Source organism: Vreelandella aquamarina (assembly GCF_020075495.1).
GTDB classification, from domain to species: domain Bacteria; phylum Pseudomonadota; class Gammaproteobacteria; order Pseudomonadales; family Halomonadaceae; genus Vreelandella; species Vreelandella aquamarina_A.
On the sequence record NZ_JABYQT010000003.1, the window covers coordinates 422,921 to 443,918 of the forward strand.

Genomic DNA, 20,998 nt, shown 5'->3' on the forward strand with positions numbered 1-20,998 from the left:
GTGGGTGTGGTCAGGCCGGCCGACGCTGGCCGCGCTCGGAGGTCATGATGATGGCCGGGTCCGGACGAGCATTGTTGACGTAGCTTCTAAAACGCTTGAGCTTGTCCGGGTCGCTGATGGCGCCTGCCCACTCGCACTGATAGTTATCCACCACGGTTTGCATCTGGCGCTCCAGTTCCTCGCCCATGCCCAGGCTGTCATCGAGAATCACCTCTTTCAGATACTCCAGCCCGCCGTCGAGGTTTTCCCGCCAGACGGACGTGCGCTGCAAACGGTCGGCGGTGCGCACGTAGAACATCAGGAAGCGGTCGATGGTGCGGTAGAGGGCTTCGTCGTCAAGATCCGTGGCGAAGAGCTCGGCGTGGCGCGGGCGCATGCCGCCGTTGCCGCACACGTAGAGATTCCAGCCATTCTCGGTGGCGATGATACCGATATCCTTGCTCTGCGCTTCGGCGCATTCGCGGGTGCAGCCGGAAACGCCGAACTTGATCTTGTGCGGTGCGCGCAGGCCCTTGTAGCGATTCTCGAGCTTGATCGCCATGCCCACGCTGTCCTGCACGCCGTAGCGGCACCAGGTGCTGCCCACGCAGGACTTCACCGTGCGCAGCGACTTGCCGTAGGCGTGGCCGGTTTCGAAACCGGCGTCGATCAGCTCGCCCCAGATATCCGGCAGATCCTCGAGCCGGGCACCGAACAGGTCGATCCGCTGGCCGCCGGTGATCTTGGTGTACAGGTCGTACTTCTGCGCTACCTGCCCAAGCACCACGAGTTTTTCCGGCGTGATTTCGCCCCCGGCAATGCGCGGTACCACCGAATAAGTGCCGTTTTTCTGCATATTGGCCATGAAGGTGTCGTTGGTATCCTGCAGCGGAATATGGGCGGCGTCGGTAATCGGCTCGTTGAAACAGGAGGCAAGAATGGAGCCCACGGCAGGCTTGCAGATATCACAGCCCAGGTGGTGAGCCCCCGGCGCGCCGTGCTTTTCGATCAGTTCGCTGAAGGTCTTGATACCCTCTACACGCACGATGTCGTAAAGGGCCTGGCGGGTATAGGCAAAGTGCTCGCAAAGGGATGTGTCCACCTCGACACCGCGGGCGGTCAGCTCATGGTCCACCACGCTTTTCAAAAGCGAAGCGCAGCCGCCGCAGCCGGTGCTGGCGCGGGTATCGCTTTTTACCGCGCCCAAGTTGCTGGCGCCTGTCTCAATGGCGCTGCAGATACTGGCCTTGGTAACGTTGTGGCACGAGCAGATCATGGCGGTGGCCGGTAGCGCGTCCGGGCCAAGTGTGGGGGCCGCGCCGCTTTGCGGCAGAATCAGCGAAGCGGGCTCCTTGGGTAATTCGATACCATTGGCGTAGTACTGAAGCAGGGTATCGTAGGCGCTATTATCACCCACCAGCATGGCGCCCAGGAGCTTTTTGCCGTCGCTTGTAACCACCATCTTGCGGTAGACCTGGGTCAGCGGGTCCAGATAGCGAAACATCCGCGCACCGGGATTTTGATTGCCGTGGGCATCGCCGATCGAGCCTACATCCACACCTAGAAGCTTGAGCTTGGTGCTCATGTCGGCGCCGGCAAAGGCAGCGTCGCCGCCGGTGAGCGTCGAAAGCGCGGTCTTGGCCATCTGGTAGCCCGGTGCCACCAGGCCAAAAATGCTCTCACTCCAGAGCGCAACTTCGCCAATGGCGAGGATGTCCGGGTCGCTGGTCTGGCACTGGTCGTTGATCACCACACCGCCGCGTTCGCCGACGTCCAGGCCGCAGGACCGGGCCAGCTGATCGCGGGGACGAATGCCCGCCGAGAACACGATCAGGTCGGCTTCCAGCACCTTGCCATCCTGAAACACCATGCGGTGGCGGCTGGCGTCGCCATCCTCGATGCGCGCCGTAGCCCGCTCGGTCAGTACCTGCACGCCGAGGGCCTCGATTTTCTCGCGCAACAGCTCGCCGCCCTCGGCATCCACCTGCATGGGCATCAGGCGTGAGGCAAATTCGACCACGGCGGTTTCCAGATTCAGGCCGCGCAGCGCATTGGCTGCCTCCAGACCCAGCAGGCCGCCGCCCACCACCACGCCGGTTGCGGCACGTTGCGCCGCCTCGCGAATGGCATCCAGGTCGTCCAGGGTGCGGTACACCAGGCAGCCGTCGCGGTCGTTGCCAGGGATGGGCGGCACGAACGGGTAGGAGCCGGTAGCCAGCACCAGTTGGTCGTAGGGGTAGTCACCCCGCTCGGTGGTCAGGGTCTTGGCCGCGCGGTCGATGGATGTCACCGCTTCGCGGCTGTTGAAGGTTACCCCGTGGTTTGCGTAGTAGTCGGCGTCACACAGGGCGAGTGCTTCGGCATCACGGCCGCTGAAGTACTCGGAAAGGTGCACGCGGTCGTAGGCGCGGTGGCGCTCTTCGCCGAACACGGTGACATCCATCTGCGCCAGCGCGCCGCTTTCGATCAACTGTTCGACCAGGTGGTGGCCGACCATGCCGTTACCGACAATCACCACGTGGCGTTTAGAAGAAGTGGACATGGCTAAGCTGCCTCCAGCGTCGTTGAGGGGGATGGCGGGGTATCAGGATGGAGCAGGGCATCGGCATCGGCTTCACCAAACAGCAGTGCCTGACGGCAGGCCTCGAGATCGGTGTTTGCCAGCGCCTGGGCGAAGTACCACGGCCCCATGCGGGTATCGCCGTACAGCACGGCGCCTTCCAGCCGGTCGTTGCGCAGCAGCAGGCGCCGGTAGTCGCCGCTTTCCGGGTCGCGGTAGCTAAGCACCTCGTGCTCGGCGCTGGCTTCGGTGGGGCCAAACGCGTAAAGGGCAATACCGCTTATCTTGAGTTTGGTGGCGGTGGGCGCCTCGCGGTAACGGGCACGGCCTTTACCGCACAGGACATCGACAAGTACTTCCACCTGGCGCCAGATAGGCTCTACCAGCCCGTAGGTGTGCTGCTCGAACTGGCAGCACTCGCCGATGGCATGGATTCGCGGGTCGGAGGTGGCAAGGGTGTTATCCACCAGAATGGCGCGGCGGGTTTCAAGGCCGGCTTCAATGCCGAGTTCCGCATTGGGTGTAATGCCCGCGGCCACGACCACGCTTTGGGCGGACAGGCGCCGCCCATCCTCGAGGACCACCGCGCCTACATGGCCGTGCCCGTCGTCTTCAAGGTGGCTGAGCTGCGCCTGGGTATGAATCGTCAAACCGCGTCTGGTCAGCGCAGCTTCCAGCATCCGGGCAGCGGTGCCGTCGAGCTGGCGGTTCATCAACTGCCTGCCGCGCTGAATGACGCAGACATCAGCGCCGCGCTTTCGAAGCCCTTCGGCGGCTTCCAGGCCCAGCAGGCCGCCGCCTATCACCACACACTGCCCACCTCGAGTGGCAATATCGGCAAGCGTGTCGGCATCTTCCAGGGTGCGAAACCCGTGCACGCCTTCTAGAGCCATGCCTGGCACATCGGGCAGGGCAGGGCGGGAGCCGGTGGCGATCACCAACTGATCAAAAGCGAGCGTGCGTCGAGAGGTCACTACACACTGACGAACCCGGTCGATATGAGTGACTCGTTCGTCCAGATACAGCGTGATGCCGTGCTCGGCGTACCAGGCCGCCTCGCGCAGTGAAAGCGCCTCAGGCTGTATCTCGCCTGCCAGCAGCGGCGACAGTAGAATGCGGTTGTAGGCCGGCGACGTTTCTGCGCCCATCACGCTGATACGGACAGGACGGTTGGGCGCTTTCACCACCTGCTCAAGCAGACGATGGCTGGCCATGCCGTTGCCTATGATTACCAGGTGGTCTTGGGATGAGCACCGGGAAGTCGTTTCCATGGGTCGCTCCTTTCTTCTTTGCGCGGCGGCCATGCAAGCCGCTATGCCGTCGGGAATGCCAGACAAAAAAGCCCCTGCAGGGATAGCCGGGCGACTGTATCGCCTGAATATTCCTGCAGGGGCTCCATTGCCCGGCAGCTGAGCTCAACCCCGCCTGTGGGGGGTAACGCAGAACAGCCACCGTTGGCTGCCCGCTACGCTGAAGTTATCTACTCTCCTGCCTATCTACTTTATAGGGGGCAATTTATTGGCCAAGGTTCGGCGGTTGCTTGAATTATCAATTCATATCAAAGGCTTGTTGTAAATATTCAGAGCGGTCAAGTGCTCGCATTGCAAGACGCCACGCGCCTGACGCACGCTAATGGTGCGCTAGGGGGCAAGGGTGCACCGTGAGTAGCCAGTACCACCAGGGTGAGGGGCTTGAAGAGGAAGTAGGCGTAAAGTTATTTAAGATTAATGCCATGTTTATATTGAACTTTATTTTCAATTTTCGAGTGTTGGCGCAGCCTTTGCAGTTAGTCATGTAACAAGCAACAAGGCACAGACAGGTTCAGCGGCACAACAACACGTGATCATTGCGTCTGACGGGCAAACAACAACGCTAATGCCCCGGGACAACATGCCATCAACAAATGTGCTCCGACCCCGCTTGTGCGAAATTTGGCACCGGTGCAGGTGTCCCTGAGACAACGGCGTCCAGGCTGGCTTCTTATGAGGCTCGCTTGGACGCCTTTTGCGTTTTAAGCGGGAGGAAATCAGTATGCCCCAGGCCACAGGCTCGACGTGTACCGCCACGACCTGCCCCTACTGCGGGGTAGGCTGCGGTGTGAACGCCACGCTTAACGAGGATGGCACGCTCGGTATCGAGGGTGACCGCGACCACCCGGCCAATTTCGGGCGGCTCTGCGTCAAGGGCTCCGCGCTGCACGAAACCCTGGGCCACCATGACCGGCTCACCACGCCCTGGGTAGATGGGAAGGCAACCAGTTGGGAGGCAGCACTCGACACGCTTGCCGAGCGGCTGCAGGCAACCCGTACGGCTTACGGCGCTGAATCCGTGGCCGCCTACCTCTCGGGGCAGCTGCTCACCGAAGATTACTACGTGGCCAACAAGCTGTTTAAGGGCTTTCTGGGCACGCCGCACCTGGATACCAACTCGCGGCTCTGCATGGCATCTGCCGTGGCGGCCTACAAGCGCTCGCTGGGCGCCGATGCGGTGCCCTGCAACTATGAGGATCTGGAAGAGGCGGAGCTGGTGGTGCTGGTCGGTTCCAACCTGGCCTGGAACCACCCGGTGCTGTATCAGCGTCTGAAGGTCGCCAAGGCGCGCAATCCGCTGATGCGCGTGGTGGTGATCGACCCACGTGTGACCGACAGCTGCGAGATTGCCGACCTGTACCTGGGTATCGCGCCGGGTAGCGACGCGCTGCTGTTCAACGGCCTGCTTGCCTGGATGGCGGCAAACCACAAGTTGGATAACGTCTATCTGGCGCGCCATACGCAAGGGTTCGACGACGCGCTGGCCACCGCCCGCGACACTGACCTCGACCGCGTGGCGGCCATCTGCGATATCGACCCCGAGCGTCTGGAAACCTTCTACTACTGGTTCGCAAGCCAGCTGCACGTGGTCACCCTCTACTCCCAAGGGGTCAACCAGTCGTCCAGCGGCACGGACAAGTGCAACGCGATCATCAACTGCCACCTGGCAGGTGGCAAGATCGGTCTGCCGGGGGCGGGGCCTTTCTCGATCACCGGCCAGCCCAATGCCATGGGCGGGCGCGAGGTAGGGGGGCTTGCCAACCAGCTGGCCGCGCATATGGATTACCACTCACCCGGCGCGCTGGCACGGGTCACGCGCTTCTGGGCGATGGACACCTTGACTCCCCGGCTGCCCGAGGCGCCCGGCTACAAGGCCATCGAGCTGTTTGAGGCCATCGAGCGTGGCGAGATCAAGGCGCTGTGGATAATGGCCACCAATCCGGCGGTGAGCCTGCCGGACGCCGCCCGCGTGCGGCGTGCGCTTGAAAAATGCCCGCTGGTGATCGTTTCCGAATGTGCCGCTCATACTGACCTGCTGGCCTACGCCGATATCATTCTGCCCGCCACCGGGTGGTCGGAAAAGGATGGCACGGTGACCAACTCCGAACGGCGTATTTCACGCCAGCGCGGCCTGCTGCCCGCCCCGGGGCAGGCACGCCACGACTGGTGGATCATCTGCGAAGCCGCCAAACGCTTGGGCTTTGGGGAGGCATTCGCCTACACCCACCCCCACGACATCTTCGACGAGCACGCCAGGCTCTCGGGCTACGAAAATGAAGGAGAGGGCAAGCGGCTGTTCGATATCTCGGGGCTTGCGGGGCTCGGACGGGCAGGTTACGACGCGCTGGCGCCAATTCAGTGGCCGGTGACGTATTCAGCACCTCACGGAACGGCGCGGCTGTTTGAAGAGGGTCGCTTCGCCACGCCCAACGGGCGCGCCCGATTCATTGCCGTCACGCCGCGCCTCCCGGAGCAGGCGCTGAGCGCGGCCTTTCCGCTGCGCCTCAATACCGGGCGTATCCGCGACCAGTGGCACACCATGACCCGCACGGCGCGGGCACCACGGTTGATGAATCACCGCGTTGAACCGTTCATCGAACTCCACCCGGATGATGCCGAGCGCTATGGTATTGAGGCGCAGCAGCTGGCAGTATTGTCCGCCCCGAGCGGCGAGTACCGGGGCCGGGCGCGCATTTCCAACGCCCAGCGCCGGGGCGAGGTGTTCATCCCCATGCACTGGACGGACGTCTTCAGTAACGCAGGGCGCAGTGGGGCGATGCTTGCCGCGATTACCGACCCGGTGTCGGGCCAGCCGGAAGCCAAGCACGGTGCGGTGGCGCTGGCGCCGCTGGCAGCGGCCTGGGAGGCAACGCTGTTGATTGCTCAGCCGGTGGGGGATAATAGCCCGGTGGGCGCGCCTCCCTGGTGTCGGTACGAGTACTGGGCGCGGGTGCCCATGCAGGGTTGCCAGCGCTGGCAGCTTGCCGGTCGTCAGCCGATAGATGACTGGCTGGCGCAGATGGCGTCGTGGTTGCCGGAACAGGCCACGCTGTGGTGTGAAGATGGTGGTAATGGCCGCCTGCGCGCCGCCGCGGTGGCGCAGGGCAAGCTGTGCTGGTGGCTGATGGTCGGCCCGCCGAGTGAGTTGCCGGGGCTTGCCTGGCTTCAGGCGCGGTTCAATGATACCCGGCTGAGCGATACGCACCGAAGACGGCTGCTGGCAGGCAGCGATGACGGTGGTGCCGACACTGGCCCGGTAATATGCAGCTGCCATCAGGTAGGCCAGAGCGTCATCATGAACGCCATTCGCGCGGGCGATGACAGCGTGGAGGCGCTGGGGGCACGGCTTGCCTGCGGAACCCAATGCGGCAGTTGCCTGCCTGAACTGAAATCCCTGATTGAAGAGGAGCGCTCCCATGCGCGTGCCAAGCAAGCGTCTTACACAGAAGTGGCCTGAGGTGGTGATGCGCCTCGTGCAGCGCTGCGTGCCGTTTCAGCGTGCGCCGCGCCACTCATCCAGCGCGCCTTCGCTGCAGCTCAAGGGCGAGTGCCGTCACGGTCAGGTCTACCTGGTAGGCGCCGGCAGCGGTGACATGGAGCTTCTGACGCTCAAGGCCGCACGGCTGTTGATGCAGGCCGACGCCGTGGTGTACGACCGCCTGGTGGGCGACGACGTGCTGGGGCTGATCCCGCTTTCTGCCGAGCGCTACTACGTGGGCAAGGCCAGCGGGCACCACAGCATGCCTCAGGCGGATATCGGTGCGCTGATGGTCAAGTTGGCCGCCGCCGGCAAGTCGGTGGTGCGCTTGAAAGGCGGTGATCCGGGAATTTTTGCACGCATGGGCGAGGAGCTTGCCGCCCTGGCCGAGGCTGGCGTGCCCGCCCAGATCGTGCCCGGCATCACGGCGGCCTCCGCTGCCGCGGCGAGCCTCGGCATTCCGCTGACCGATCGGGGCCACTCCCAGCAGCTGCGCTTCATTACCGCCCAGCTCTGCCGTGAAGGCGGGGCGCCGGAGTGGCAGACCCTGGCGCGGCGCGATGAAACGCTGGTGTTCTACATGGGGCTTTCCAAGGTGGATGCCATCTGCGAAGGCCTGCGCGGGGCCGGGCTTCCCGATGACTGGCCGATCATGCTGGTAGCCAAGGCCAGCCTGCCCGAACAGCAGGCACTGGTGGGCACGCTTGCCGATATGCCCAAGCGCCTTGCCGAGCACCCGCTGCCTTCGCCCTGCGTCATTCTGGTAGGCAGCGTGGTCAATCTGGTGGCTCAGAGTCCTGCCAATGCCAGCGGCCTAGCGAGCATCATCGAAGCGGTCGACCTGACGTAGCGAGGGAAACAGGCGCATCCACAGGCCGACTACCGCCAGCGTGCCCACGCCGCCAATCACCGCGGCGGGCACTACGCCAACTCCGGCGGCCATGCTGCCCGCGCGAAACTCGCCCAGCTCGTTGCTCGAGCCGATGAACAGCATATTGACCGCGTTGACCCGGCCGCGCATTTCATCCGGCGTTGCCAGCTGGATCACGGTGGTACGCACATAGACGCTGATCATGTCCGCCGCGCCCGCCACCAGCATGGCGATCATCGATACCCAGAACAGCGTCGAGAAGGCGAACACCAGGTTCGCCACCCCGAACACGGCCACCGCGGCAAACATCACGTGCCCGGCGCGGCGCTTGATACCCCGAACCCCCAGGTAAAGCCCCATCAGAAGCGCCCCCACCGCAATGGCGCTGCGCAAGGCGCCCAGCCCTTCCGGGCCCACGTGCAGCACTTCCTGCGCGTAAATAGGCAGCAGTGCTACCACCCCGCCCAGCAGCACCGCGAAAAGATCCAGCGAAATCGCTCCCAGGATGATCGGCTGGTAGCGGATATAGCGAATGCCGGCAGAGAAACGCTTCCAGGCCGTGCTTTCAAGCGCCTTGGCCTTCTCGACGTAGCGCACCGGCACCAGTACCAGCAGGGCAAGCGCAATGACAAAACAGCCCAGGCACACGCTGTAAGCGAGGCGTCCGCCACCCAGGGCGTAAAGGACGCCACCCAGCAGCGGTCCGCTGATGACCGCCACTTTCATGATCGAGCTGTTAAGCGCAATGGCCTGGGCGAGCTGGGCGCGAGGCACGATGTTGGGCAGCAGGCTTTGCAGGGTCGGGCCGGTAAACGCGCGGGCGCAGCCGAACAGCGCCAGCACCGCGTAAAACTCCGTCACACGGCCGTGATTGGCCTGGGCCAGCATCAACAGCAGTGCACTGCAGAGCGCCTGAACCGCCCAGCTCAGTTGAAGAATGCGCTTGCGTGGAAAGCGGTCGACGACATCACCTGCCGGCAACAGCAGCACCACCATGGGCAGAAACTGGGCAAGGCCTACATAGGCCAGCGACATCGGGTCACGGGTGATGGCATACACCTGCCAGGCGACCACGATGGCCTGGATCTGCATGGCAAAGACCGCCGCCAGGCGCGAGAGCAGAAAGCTCAAAAACCCCGGCTGGCGATGAATGGGGACTAGCGGCGCGTCAGACGTCGGTGCAACTTGAGACATGGCGAGGAGTCTTTGTTAGCAGGCAAATGGTAACGATACTATCGTTGATAGCGTCACACACGGTTAAAAGCGCAAACTGGCGAAAACCGGCGATTGCGTTTCAAGCCCGCGGTTGAAGAAGGCTTCATCATACCCCATGTTGATTAACACGCTATTCATTGGAAAGGATGCTGACGATGCACAACACGATTCCCAACCCCGGCTTTGGTACCTATCGTCTTGAAGGCGCCACCTTGAAGCAGAGCGTTCATGCGGCGCTGGCGGCGGGCTATCGCCATATCGATACCGCCCAGTTCTACGGCAACGAGAAAAGCGTCGGTGAAGCCATCCGCGACAGCGACGTGCCGCGAAGCGAGATCTTTCTGACCACCAAGGTATGGTTCGATAACCTCGAGCCCACGCGCCTGCAAGAGAGCGTTGACGAGAGCCTCGAAAAGCTTGGCACCGAGTACGTGGATCTTCTGCTCATCCACTGGCCGTCGCCGAATGACGAAGTGCCGATGAAGGATTACCTGGTGGCGCTCAAGGAACTGAAGAAACTGGGCAAGACGCGCCACATCGGTGTCTCCAACTTCACCATTGCCCAGCTCGACCAGGCGGTGGAGATTCTGGGCAAGGGGGAAATTCTCACCAACCAGATCGAGGTGCACCCCTTCCTGCAAAACCGCAAACTCGCCGAACATTGTGAAAAGCTGGGCATTGCGGTCACTGCCTTCATGCCGCTGGCCGTCGGCAAGGTGATGGACGACGCGGTGCTCCAGGATATCGCCAAGGCCCATGAGGTCACGCCCGCGCAGGTCGCCCTGGCCTGGATCAAGCAGCGCGACATGATCACCATTCCGTCATCCACCAAGGCGCGCAATATCGAAAGCAACATCAAGGCCTTCGAGATCACGTTGAGCGACGCCGAAATGGCGGACATCGCCAGGCTCGAGCGCGGCGAGCGCATCGCCAACCCGGATTTCGCCCCGGCCTGGGATGAGTAATATTGTTTAACGCTCAGGAACCCCGCCGGGGTTTACGGGTCGTAATCGGCGCCTGCCTTTGCAGGCGCCGTTTCTTTCGTGAAAAACGCCCTGAAGGAGTCACCATGAAATCGCACAAGGTTCGTGATAACGCGCTCAAGGCGCAGCTGCGCACCCCCATGTTCAAGATGCAGCAGCAAACGCCCAAGAAGGGAAAAGGCAGCTACTCCCGCAAAGGGAAAAAGGCCCTGCGGGGGTATCGCCAAGCCGCCTGATATGGCGCTTTGGCAATGCCTCTGCAAGCTCGTATGGCTCACTTGCTGTTCTAGCGGTAGCCGTGCGCCTGAAGTCGAAAAAGCGCCGCGTAGCGGCCGTCAAGCGCAAGAAGCGCTTCGTGCGTGCCGCGCTCCAGCACGCGCCCCTGGTCAATCACTAGAATCATATCGGCGCTGCGCACCGTCGAGAAACGGTGGGAGATCAGAATCGTCATCTTGTCACGGCTGTGTGCGCGAAAGCGGGTAAACACGTCGGCTTCCGCGGCGGCGTCCATGGCGGCGGTGGGTTCATCCAGCACCAGGATATCGGCTCCTTCGCGCATATACGCGCGGGAGAGCGCGATCTTCTGCCACTGGCCGCCGGAAAGCTCCTGACCATCCTTGAACCAGCGGCCAAGCTGAGTGTGGTAGCCCTTGGGCATCCTTTCGATAAAGCTATCCGCCATGCCGTAGTGGGCCGCCTGCTGCCAGCGTGTCTCATCATTGAACGCATGGGTATCGCCCACCCCCAGATTTTCGCCCACCTGCAGCTGATAGCGCACGAAGTCCTGAAAGATGACCCCGATGCGCCTGCGCAGCGCGCCGGTTTCCCAGTCGCGCAGGTCAGTACCATCCAGCAGGATGCGTCCGTGGGTAGGCTGATAAAGTCGCGTCAGAAGCTTGATCAGGGTGGTCTTGCCCGAGCCGTTTTCCCCGACCAGCGCAAGGCTCTGACCCGGCGCCAGGTGCAGGGAAATATTCTGAAGTACCTGCTTGCCACCCGGGTAGGCGAAGCTTACGTTCTCGAAGCGCAGCCCGTCGCCTGGGTATGTCCCCTGGGTCAGGCTACCGCCTTCGGGCTCGGTGGGTTGCTCGAGGTATTCGTAGAGGTTGGAGAGGTAGAGATTGTCTTCGTACATACCGCTGATCGCGGTCAAACTTGCCGAAAGCGCCGACTGGCCCTGCTTGAACACCATCAGGTACATGGTCATCTGGCCAAGGGTCAGCGCACCGGCGATGGTTTCGATCACGACCCAGGCGTAGGCGGCGTAAAACGTCAGCGTGCCGAGCAGGCCAAGCACGAATCCCCAGCTTTCACGATGAAGAGTCAGACGGCGGTCTTCGGCAAACAGGCGGGTGAAGATATCCCGGTAACGCTGGAGAAAAAGCCCTTCAAGGCCGAACAGCTTGACCTCCTTGATGCTGTCTTCACGCGCCAGCACGGTTTCCAGATAGCCCTGCATGCGGGTTTCCGGCGAGCGGCGGCGAAACAGGCGAAAGGCATCGCCGGAAAACTTGGCTTCCGAGATAAACACCGGCAAAGCGCCAATGATCAGTATCAGCAGCGCCCAGGGCGAGAACTGGATCAGCAGCACGCTGAAGCTGCCGAGCGAAATGGCGTTCTGCAGCAGGCCGAAGGTTTTATTGACCAGCGCCAGCGGCCGGGTGGAGGCTTCCCGGCGGGCGCGAGTGAGCTGATCATAAAGCTCGGAGTCTTCGAACTGGCCAAGCGACAGCGTGCCGGCCTTTTCCAGAATCATGACGTTGACCTTCTGTCCCAGCAGCGCGCGCAGCAGCGCCTGCTGGGCGGAAAGGCCGCGCTGGGCCAGGGCAATGAGTCCAATGATCAATGCCTCGGCCCCCACCAGCTTCAGTACCGGGGTGATGGAGGCCAGCAGATTGGGGGCCTCTGCCGCCTGGTGCGCCGCCATGGCGCTGACCACACCATCCACGATCAACTGGCCCACCCAGGCCGCCACCGCGGGCAGTACACCTGCCACCAGCGTGCACAAGGCGAGGCCAAACATCATCCAGCGCGAGGTTTCCCACACCAGGCCAAGGGCACGCTGACTGTAGCGAAAAACGCTGAAAAAGCCGCTAAGCGGTGAGGAGCTTGAGTGGGGGGAGGGAGGTTGCATGGCGTGGCTAAGCGGCATCCAGAAAAAGGGGAGTGCCATGATGCGATGGAAAGGCGTGGATAGCCAGCCTGACTGCCGATGTGAAGTTGTCGGCAGTCAGCAGGGCATCAGCAACGCAGGTCAGGCAATGACAAAGGCGCCGTACACAAGCGCTGCCATGACCACAAAGGCCGGGTGAATATTGAAACGCACCAGCGCAATGGCGGCGATCACACCAATGATCACCGTGTGCAGCCAGCCGGCACCGTTGACGCCTTCGAGCAGAAAGCCAAGCGTCAGCCAGGCCATCATCATGGCGATCACCGGGCGCACCCACTGGCTCATGCGCTTGACCTGAGGGGATTCGCGGTGACGATACAAGAGCCCGAGAGCGGCAATCATCAGCAAAAGCGATGGCACCACGGTTGCAGCGATTGCTACGAAGGCACCGCCAATGCCCGCCACTTCATAGCCCACGTAGCCGGCCATCTTGGTGGCAATGGGGCTTGGCAAGGCATTGCCGAGCGCCAGGGTTTCGGCAAAGCCCTGCGAGGTCATCCAGCCGTAACGGCCGACGACTTCTGCCTCGATCAACGGGATGATGGCCGGGCCGCCACCGTAACCCACGATATTGGGAATGAAAAACGCCAGAAAAAGCTCCCAGTAGATCATGCCGAGCGCTCCGCTTTCTTGAGTTTGGAGAAGGGGATGAACGCGGCAATCAGAATCGCGCCGATGATGATGCCCGGATGAACGCCCAGCCAGTAAATCAGTGCGCCTGACACAACGGCCATGAGGCTACTGACCAGCCAGCCCAGTGCCTTTTGTGATTTATCGAAGAAATCCCATGCCAGTTGTCCCATCATGATCATTACCACCGGCACCACGGCTTGCCCCATGCCGCGAATCCACGCAACATCCCGGTAGCGGCTGAAAATGCCCAGCATGATGATCATGGCTACTACCATGGGAAGTGCGACCGCCGTGACGGCAACGACACAGCCCAGAGGGCCGCCCACGCGATAGCCGATGTAACCGGGCATCTTGGTGGCAATCGGACCGGGCAGGGTGTTGCCGATGGCCAGGATATCGGCAAACTCTTCGTCGTTGAGCCACTTGTAGCGAGCGACGACTTCGGCATGTACCAGCGGTATCATCGAAGGGCCGCCTCCAAATCCAAAGATGCCGACACGAAAGAAAGCCCAGAACAGGGAAGTCTGTTTCATTGGTGCGATACACCCATGCTAAGCGGAAGGGAAAACATATTTTTTCTCTTTTATCGTTTATTTAGTAAAAAATCGATTATTTACTTGGCGTAGAATATAGGTGAGGCCGCTAGCCGGCGTCAACACTGAATAATCTACAGGCGCGCAAGGTGGACGAAAGGACCCTATCATGACCCAGCATATCCAGCCCCCTACCAGCACGGCATCGAGTCGCATTTATGATATTTTACGCAAGGATCTGGTAGGAGGGCGCTTTGCCGCTGGCGAAAAGTTGGCGATCAATGCCCTGAAGGAACAGTATCAGGTAGGGTTGAGTCCGCTACGCGAGGCCTTGAACAAGCTTGCCGCCTACGGTCTGCTGATTCAGGAAAATCAGCGTGGCTTTCGAGTACCGACGCTTTCACGCAATGAACTCGATGACATCGCCCAGATGCGCCTGGCGCTGGAAGGCATGGCGTTCGAACAAGCCATCGTGCATGGCGATGCTGCCTGGGAGGCCGACCTGCTCGCCGCCGAACACCGTTTGAAGTGCGCTGACATGACGCTCGACAAGGATGACGAGTGGGAGCGCCTGCATACCCAGTTCCATCGCACCCTGGTGGCCCCTTGCGGGTCTGTCTGGTTGCTGCGGTTCATCGAACAGCTTCACGATCAGTTTGATCGCTATCGCCGCCTGGGCCCCAGGATGCCCACGGTGCGCCAGGAGCTCGACCAGCAGCACCACGAGCTGGTAGCGCTTGCCATGAAACGCGATGGCCAGGCCGCTCGGGCGCTACTGGATGATCATATTCGCACGTCCTACGATGTGGCGCTGCAGTGCTTTCTGTCACACAGCCGCTGAGCACCGGCTCGGGCGTTACGCTTGTCGAAAGGTGTACACTGGCGCGCATCCAACCCGATAGAGAGCGTATGGCGTAATGCAATATTCAGATGAGGTAGTGGCCGAGCAGACATTGAGCTGGGTGCGCAGGTTTATCGTGGCGCACGACATCTGCCCCTTTGCCCAGCGCGAAGTCGAGCGCGGCGCCATTCGCGTGGAAGTAGTGCGTTCAAAGAAACTCGAGGTTGCGCTCGAAGAGCTGATGGCGGAAGTTCAGTGGCTGGATGAGCATCCTGAAACCGAAACCACGCTGCTGGTATTTCCTACCCTGTTCAGGGATTTCGAGCATTATCTGGATTACGTTGAGCTGGCTGAAAGCATCCTGGTCGAGCAGGGCTATGAAGGTATCTACCAGCTGGCGACCTTCCATCCTGACTACTGCTTCGACGGAGCAGAACCCGACGACGCCTCGAACTACACCAACCGTTCCCCCTACGCCATGGTGCATCTATTGCGCGAGGCCAGCGTGGAGAAGGCCATCGAATTCTATGGCGACACGTCGGCGATTCCTGAGCGCAATATCGAACACCTGACCGCCATGGGGGGCGATGAGGCCGAGCGCTACTTGCAGGACGCCCTGGCCCAGGGCGTACCAAAAGATTGAAAGGATGGAGATATCCAGGCATTGGCACCGGGCAGCCCAAGCCGCCCGGGCTGACACTACCGGAAAATCTAGAATGCTTCCCACTCAGGCTCTGACGTTGCGGGCTTGCTGAGCGCGGCAGGCTTGCCGCGTGGTGAGGTGGCGGTCGGCTTGATGGCGGGAGCCGGTTTTAGCGCGACAGGCTGCCCGGCGTGGGACAGCTTGAACGCGCCCACGAGCTGCGCCAGCCGCGTCGCTTCATCTTCAAGCGAGGCGGAGGCCGTGCTGGTCGCGTCTACCAGCGAGACGTTTTCCTGAGTAACGGAATCCATCTGGGCAATCGCCGTACTGATCTGTGCAATTCCGGATTCCTGCTCCTTGGCTGCCAACGCCAGCTCCTGCATCATGTCCGTCACGTGGCGAATGGCGGTGTTGACCTGACCCATGCTCTCACCGTTATGGATGGCCTGGCTCGCCCCTTCGGCAATGCGCTGGGCAATGTCCTCGATCATCGTGCGAATTTCCTTCGACGAGTTGGAGGTCTTGGTGGCCAGCGAGCGAACTTCACTCGCCACCACGGCAAAGCCACGGCCGTGTTCACCGGCCCGAGCGGCTTCTACGGAAGCGTTGAGCGCCAGGATATTGGTCTGGAAGGCGATGGAATCAATCACCTGAACGATGTCATGAACCTTCTGCGAATCCTTCTCGAGATCACGCATCCACTCGCCGGAGCGCTGGGCTTCGTTTTGGCCCTGTTCTGCCTTTTGCGCGGCGCTTACCGTCAGTTTTTCCGCCTGGGTGGCCGTATCGGCGTTCTGGCGCACGATGGAGGAAATCTCGTCCATGCTTGCCGCGGTCTGCTGAATGGCGGCCGCCTGCTGTTCGGTGCGCGAGGCAAGATCCTGGCTGCCGCTGGCGATTTCCTGGGAACTTGCCGCCACGGCCCGGCTGCTGTGGCCAAGCGTGGCAATCATCTGCTGAAGCTGGGCTTGCATGTCGCGCATGGCGCTATACAGCCTGCCAATCTCGTTGCGTCCGCGTGCTTCGATATCATTGGTCAAATCGCCCTGGGCAATTCGCTCGCAAAGCGTGACGGCGCGCTGCAGGGGAGTGACTACCAGGCGATTGATGCCCAGCTGGACCAGCAGGTACATGATCAATGCTATAGCGATCAAGGTACCGCTTATCAACATATCGCGATTAAGCGTGGACTGGGCCTGGGAGGCGGTCGCCTGGGCAAACGTCTGAGCGTAGGCGTTGAAGTTACGCACGCCTTGCGTGAATGCATCGAAATCTGCATTAAGGCGTTCGCGATGAACCATCAGAGCAGTAAAGTTGCCACGCTGCAGGTCGGTGTGAAACGCCGGCGTCATCAGCCGCTCGTACTCGCTGACAAGCGAGGCCACCAGCGGCGCGCGGGGCGAATCGCCAGGGATGGAAATCGAGCGGAACTCGTTGAACCGATTATCGGCCCGCGTCAACGCTGCCTGGGCCAGTTCCAGTGACTGTGCGGCCAGCGCTGAATCGCCCTGGGCGGTATAGTCCTGATAGCGTGCAAGACGTACCCGAATCTCCATCAGGTTGACTTCGGCACGATTGATGTAGGCTACCTGCCTGGCTGCCACTTCATCCAGCGCGGTCAGGTTCTTGACCGCATTCCGTTCTGCTTGTATGCCAAGCGCCGCTATGACCATCAGCATTATCACCAGCAAGCCTAATGCACCAGCCAGGGCATATTTCACAGGTAAATCTTTCATTATCTCGACATCTCGCACAGAAGGAGCAGAAGGTAGGAAAAGACCAACGCAATGAACACGTTAGTTCACTGCGTTAGCTACTCTATCGGCGCGGAGCGAAAATGATTTAGGAAAAAATCATGAATTATAGAATTTTGTGCATGACGTGGGTGTCCACCCGCCCAAGCGAGGCATGGCGGTACGCCTTCGGGACGGTGCCGACGATGCTGAACCCCAGTCGCTGCCAGAGTGCCACGGCGACTTCATTGGTGCTTACCACGGCATTGAACTGCATGGCCTCAAAGCCGGCCATCTGGGCGATCTCCTGAGAGTGTTCGCACATGGCGCGGGCCACGCCCTTGCCCCGGGCGGCACTGGTCACCATATAGCCACAGTTGCATACATGGTCCCCAGGGCCTGCCGCGTTGGCTTTCAGGTAGTAACTTCCCACCAGCTCACCGGCTGAATCCTTGACGGCAAACGTCGTGCGGGGGACTTCACACCACAGCGTGTAAGCTGCCTGGTAATTGATGTCCGGGTCGATGGCGTAGGTGTGCTGCTCTAATACGATTGCCTTGAAAGTGGGCCAGAACAGCTCGAAATCATCAGCGGTCATGGGCGTAAAACTGAGTTCAGACATGCGCAGTACCTGATCAATATCAAAAGAGTCCATAGCGCGGCAAACGCCAGGCCCAACGCCCGGCCAAGCAGAGCCACGCTAGTCGATGAGCGTTCTGTGAGCGTCAAGCGTTGCGCTCATCTCGCCACGTCTGCCACGATTTCGTAGCTGCGCAGCCGGTCCGCATGGTCATAGAAATCGCTGTTGATCATCAGCTCATCCGCTCCGGTACGCGCCTGAAACTCCTCTAGCCCGGCCTTAACGGTTTCCGGGCCGCCAATCACTGCCGCCCCCAGGAACTGGTTTACCTGCGACTGCTCCATGGGCGACCAGTCGAGCTGCTCGACGGGCGGCTGCGATTGGGTAGGTTTGCCGCGGATGAGGTTGAGAAACTTCTGCTGTGCCGACGTGGCCAGATAGTGCGCCATGCTATCGTTCTGGGCTGCAATGACCGGCAGCCCGACCATGGCGTAAGGCTTGTCCAGATGCTCGGAGGGGCGGAAGTTGTCGCGGTACAGCCGTAGCGCCTCGAACAGGTAACCCGGGGCGAACTGGGCGGCGAAGGCGAACGGCAGGCCGAGCCTGGCTGCCAGCTGCGCGCTGTAGCCGCTGGAGCCCAGCAGCCAGATAGGTACATGGGTACCTTGACCGGGAACGGCCTTCACTTGCTGGCCGGGTTCGGCGTCACCCAGGTAGCGGCGCAGCTCGGTCAGTTGCTCGGGGAAGTCATCGACCCCAGCGTGGGCGCTGCGCCGCAGGGCGCGCATGGTGACGCCGTCTGAACCCGGCGCGCGGCCAAGGCCAAGGTCGATACGCCCAGGGTAGAGCGTTTCCAGCGTACCGAACTGCTCGGCAATCACCAGCGGCGGATGGTTGGGTAGCATGATGCCACCACTGCCTACCCGCAGTGTCGAGGTATGGCCGGCCACGTGGCCGATCAGCACAGACGTGGCGGCACTGGCGATACCCGGGATGTTGTGGTGCTCGGCGAGCCAGTAACGGGTATAGCCCAGTTGCTCGACCCGCTGGGCCAGAGAAACGCTGTCGCGAAACGTTTCAGCAGCGCTTGAACCTTGGCGAATGGGGGCAAGGTCGAGAACGGAAAGCGCCGTAGAGGCTAGTTGGCTCATGATTCACCTGCTCGTGGAAAGGAGAGTGCGTGCCGGATACAGCGCCGAGGCAATGTAATAAAAAAACAGACAGCAAGGGCGATACCGCATCGGCGTGGTTGGTTAGCACGCTTGGTAACCCGTTTATGCGGGCAGGAAAGGTGAAATACAAGGCGCAGCCCGACCGCGGGCTGGCTCATTCACTTTCTGGTGCGTAAAGCTCACTCGCCTGGCGGAGTGGGGCGAATGAGTATCTCGTTGACATCGACATGGGGCGGCTGGGCAAGCGCGTAAACCACCGCATTGGCGATATCGCGATCTTCCAGGGCATGCTCCGGCGGGTCGTCGAAAAAGGGCGTGTCCACCATGCCAGGCTCGATCAGTGTGACGCGCATGCCAGAACCGCGCAGCTCTTCACGCAGGTTATACCCTATGCCGGTCACTGCCCATTTGGTGGCACTGTACATGGAGCCCGGAATGGTCGTGCGGCCTGCGGCAGAGCCTGTCATCAGCACATGGCCCTTGCTGCGCTTGAGCGCGGGAAGGCTTGCCTGAAGCGTCAGGCCCACGCCGTAGATATTGGTCAGGATCATGTCTCGCCAGGCGGTGTGATCAGCGCCGCTGAACCCACCCGGTGAGCCGCCGCGCCCGGCATTGGCAAACACGGCATCCAGTCGACCAAAGGTTTCCAGCGTCTGGTCGATCATTGCCTGCTGCTGGTTCATGTCGGTGACATCAAGCTCGCAGGTCAGGACGTTTTCCGGCCCAAGCTCCTGGGCAAGCGCTTCGAGCCTGTCCATGGAGCGGGCGGCAAGCACCAGTTTATAACCTTCTCGTGCGGCGGCACGTGCGGTAGCTGCACCAATGCCGCTCGAGGCGCCGGTAATCAGTAACACGCCGTGTTGCATGGTTGCACTCCTTGCTAAGCCATAGACATGAACTTTCAGAATGGCTAATACAGGGCGATCTTGCAAACCAGCGGTGATACGCCGGGTCCGGCATCAGCAGCCCGCCTGACGGGCGCTTGAGGCCGTTTTATCGAGAATGGGCGAAAGATCGAGAATCGCCTGGGCCATATCCGCCATGCTTCTGCTCTGATCCATGGAGGTCTTGCGCAGAAAGCGATAGGCCTCTTCCTCGCTCATGGCCTGGTGCGCCATGATCAATCCCTTGGCGCGTTCGATCAGCTTGCGCTCGCGCAGCGCCTTGCGCGTGCTTTCAAGCTCATCGCTCAGTCCCCGCAGGCGGCTGGACTGCGCCTGGGTCAGCGCGATCAGCGAGCGGCCAAGTGGCGAGGTCAGCGCACTGGCGGTCAAGTCGCCTAGCGGCTGAGCGTGGTCCTTGGTAGCGTCTCTGGCATCGCTCAGGGCGAGCAGCTGTTCACAGGGCGTCCCCGTGTGGTGAGGTGGTTGGGTCCTGGCCTGCTCGAGGGCGACCTGGGCCTTGGCGATCTTGCGGTAGCAAAGGGTGATGAGCTGCTTGTGGAGAGCCTCTTCAACGCTCTTGATCGCATCGATACGCAGTGTGGTCAGCTCATACCAGGTATCGCCCAGCGCGCTGGAACCCGCTTGCCGATAGGCGGGGTGGCACGCCGCCTCGCGCAGCTGATGAATGCCGGTCAGCGTGCTGCTCGAAACCGCCTGTTGCCAGTCGCGCTCGGCTTCTTGCGTGGCAAACTCGATGAAGGTATCGAAACAGCGCTGCTGATCCTCGCCCAGCTGGTTCAGAAGCTTGCGGTGTGCGTCATCAAAATGTCCAAGGGTAAAGCCGAATGCGCCGCAGGCTCGCTCCTGGCCCGCCAGCTCCTTGCCCTGCATCAGATGAAACATGGCCACCAGGGCGCGAGTAATCTCCGGGTCGTCGGCGGTATCGGCGGCTTCGAACACGACGGCCAGCAGACCACTGATCAAGTGATTGAAGGCCTGGGTGGCTGCATCCGGGGAAATGGCAAATACATCCACGGCGCCGCGCAGAGCGCCCAGGTCATCAAGGGCGCGCCACACCGCCGCAATGCGACGTAAAAGGCGGGCGGCGGCCTGGGGGCGTGCCTCTTCGCTCAATGCTTCCAGGCGCTTGCGCATCAGCGCTTCGGCCTCCTGACTGTGCTTGAGAAAGGCCTGGCGGCGGGCTTGGAAACGCTGGCCTTGCGAGGCGAGATAGACCGTCGAGGCGCCGCGCTCGCGTTGAAGCCCATGAATGAAGCGGCTGATGTCGCCGACGATTTCCGACGTCGTGGCCAAATGAGTGAGGCTATCTATGTCGCAACGAATGGCGGTCAAGAGCAGCTTTTGCGCGGGTGACATGGCGTTTTCCTCCTGCTCGCCGCCGTGACCCCT

18 protein-coding genes are annotated in these 20,998 nt (G+C 61.5%); 7 read left to right on the top strand and 11 right to left on the bottom strand.

The annotated features are described in order from the left end of the window. Nucleotides 1–10: 10 nt before the first annotated feature. Together nirB and HW452_RS07395 are read right to left on the bottom strand one after the other, a co-directional pair. Complete coding sequence (gene nirB, locus HW452_RS07390; RefSeq protein ID WP_224105452.1) at nt 11–2,521, bottom strand: nitrite reductase large subunit NirB; 2,511 nt, start codon at nt 2,519–2,521, stop codon at nt 11–13. Nucleotides 2,522–2,523: 2 nt separating this feature from the next. After that, nucleotides 2,524–3,810, bottom strand: coding sequence for an NAD(P)/FAD-dependent oxidoreductase (locus HW452_RS07395; protein ID WP_224105453.1), 1,287 nt, complete (start codon nt 3,808–3,810; stop codon nt 2,524–2,526). A 760-nt stretch (nt 3,811–4,570) separates the two neighbouring features. On the opposite strand from HW452_RS07395, the gene HW452_RS07400 reads away from it, so the two are divergent. Both HW452_RS07400 and cobA read left to right on the top strand, forming a co-directional pair. Continuing rightward, on the top strand, nt 4,571–7,306 hold the full coding sequence (locus HW452_RS07400) for a nitrate reductase (RefSeq protein ID WP_224105454.1): 2,736 nt from the start codon (nt 4,571–4,573) through the stop codon (nt 7,304–7,306). Continuing rightward, nucleotides 7,266–8,177, top strand: coding sequence for a uroporphyrinogen-III C-methyltransferase (gene cobA / locus HW452_RS07405; RefSeq protein WP_224105455.1), 912 nt, complete (start codon nt 7,266–7,268; stop codon nt 8,175–8,177). Before HW452_RS07400 ends, cobA begins: the two co-directional genes overlap by 41 nt. Here cobA and HW452_RS07410 read toward each other — a convergent pair. Then, entirely contained in the window at nt 8,142–9,392 is a 1,251-nt protein-coding gene (locus HW452_RS07410; protein ID WP_224105456.1) for an MFS transporter, read from the bottom strand. The genes cobA and HW452_RS07410 overlap by 36 nt on opposite strands. A 167-nt stretch (nt 9,393–9,559) precedes the next feature. On the opposite strand from HW452_RS07410, the gene dkgB reads away from it, so the two are divergent. Both dkgB and arfA read left to right on the top strand, forming a co-directional pair. Then, nucleotides 9,560–10,378 (top strand): 2,5-didehydrogluconate reductase DkgB, encoded by an 819-nt coding sequence (gene dkgB, locus HW452_RS07415; RefSeq protein ID WP_425348095.1) that lies wholly within the window; start codon nt 9,560–9,562, stop codon nt 10,376–10,378. 104 nt (nt 10,379–10,482) lie between these two features. Beyond that, the gene (gene arfA / locus HW452_RS07420) at nt 10,483–10,632 is read left to right on the top strand and encodes an alternative ribosome rescue factor ArfA (protein WP_224105458.1); all 150 of its coding nucleotides are present in this window, start codon (nt 10,483–10,485) and stop codon (nt 10,630–10,632) included. A gap of 50 nt (nt 10,633–10,682) precedes the next feature. Here arfA and HW452_RS07425 read toward each other — a convergent pair whose 3' ends face one another. From HW452_RS07425 to HW452_RS07435, 3 genes are all read right to left on the bottom strand, one after another. Further along, nucleotides 10,683–12,530 carry an ABC transporter ATP-binding protein gene (locus tag HW452_RS07425; RefSeq protein ID WP_224105496.1) on the bottom strand — a complete coding sequence of 616 codons (1,848 nt, stop codon included), beginning with the start codon at nt 12,528–12,530 and terminating at the stop codon, nt 10,683–10,685. Nucleotides 12,531–12,650: 120 nt separating this feature from the next. After that, nucleotides 12,651–13,181 carry a chromate transporter gene (locus tag HW452_RS07430; RefSeq protein WP_224105459.1) on the bottom strand — a complete coding sequence of 177 codons (531 nt, stop codon included), beginning with the start codon at nt 13,179–13,181 and terminating at the stop codon, nt 12,651–12,653. Then, nucleotides 13,178–13,735 carry a chromate transporter gene (locus tag HW452_RS07435; RefSeq protein WP_224105460.1) on the bottom strand — a complete coding sequence of 186 codons (558 nt, stop codon included), beginning with the start codon at nt 13,733–13,735 and terminating at the stop codon, nt 13,178–13,180. Before HW452_RS07435 ends, HW452_RS07430 begins: the two co-directional genes overlap by 4 nt. Before the next feature lie 169 nt (nt 13,736–13,904). Here HW452_RS07435 and HW452_RS07440 point away from each other — a divergent pair, with 169 nt between their 5' ends. Together HW452_RS07440 and HW452_RS07445 are read left to right on the top strand one after the other, a co-directional pair. Further along, nucleotides 13,905–14,576 carry a GntR family transcriptional regulator gene (locus tag HW452_RS07440; RefSeq protein WP_224105461.1) on the top strand — a complete coding sequence of 224 codons (672 nt, stop codon included), beginning with the start codon at nt 13,905–13,907 and terminating at the stop codon, nt 14,574–14,576. A 76-nt stretch (nt 14,577–14,652) separates the two neighbouring features. After that, the gene (locus HW452_RS07445; protein ID WP_224105462.1) at nt 14,653–15,219 is read left to right on the top strand and encodes a DUF1415 domain-containing protein; all 567 of its coding nucleotides are present in this window, start codon (nt 14,653–14,655) and stop codon (nt 15,217–15,219) included. 68 nt (nt 15,220–15,287) lie between these two features. Here the strand turns inward: HW452_RS07445 and HW452_RS07450 are convergent, their stop codons facing one another. From HW452_RS07450 to HW452_RS07460, 3 genes are all read right to left on the bottom strand, one after another. Next, nucleotides 15,288–16,955 carry a methyl-accepting chemotaxis protein gene (locus HW452_RS07450; RefSeq protein ID WP_224105463.1) on the bottom strand — a complete coding sequence of 556 codons (1,668 nt, stop codon included), beginning with the start codon at nt 16,953–16,955 and terminating at the stop codon, nt 15,288–15,290. 124 nt (nt 16,956–17,079) lie between these two features. Continuing rightward, entirely contained in the window at nt 17,080–17,574 is a 495-nt protein-coding gene (locus HW452_RS07455; protein WP_224105464.1) for a GNAT family N-acetyltransferase, read from the bottom strand. Between the two features lie 116 nt (nt 17,575–17,690). After that, nucleotides 17,691–18,683 carry an LLM class flavin-dependent oxidoreductase gene (locus tag HW452_RS07460; RefSeq protein ID WP_224105465.1) on the bottom strand — a complete coding sequence of 331 codons (993 nt, stop codon included), beginning with the start codon at nt 18,681–18,683 and terminating at the stop codon, nt 17,691–17,693. A 29-nt stretch (nt 18,684–18,712) separates the two neighbouring features. Between HW452_RS07460 and HW452_RS07465 the strand changes: the two genes are divergently transcribed. Next, entirely contained in the window at nt 18,713–18,880 is a 168-nt protein-coding gene (locus tag HW452_RS07465; RefSeq protein ID WP_224105466.1) for a hypothetical protein, read from the top strand. Nucleotides 18,881–18,883: 3 nt separating this feature from the next. On the opposite strand, the gene HW452_RS07470 is transcribed toward HW452_RS07465, so the two are convergent. Both HW452_RS07470 and HW452_RS07475 read right to left on the bottom strand, forming a co-directional pair. Continuing rightward, nucleotides 18,884–19,570: an SDR family oxidoreductase gene (locus HW452_RS07470; protein ID WP_224105467.1), complete on the bottom strand. Its 687-nt coding sequence runs from the start codon at nt 19,568–19,570 to the stop codon at nt 18,884–18,886. Nucleotides 19,571–19,663: 93 nt separating this feature from the next. Continuing rightward, nucleotides 19,664–20,965 carry a nitrate regulatory protein gene (locus HW452_RS07475; RefSeq protein WP_224105468.1) on the bottom strand — a complete coding sequence of 434 codons (1,302 nt, stop codon included), beginning with the start codon at nt 20,963–20,965 and terminating at the stop codon, nt 19,664–19,666. Nucleotides 20,966–20,998 lie beyond the last annotated feature (33 nt).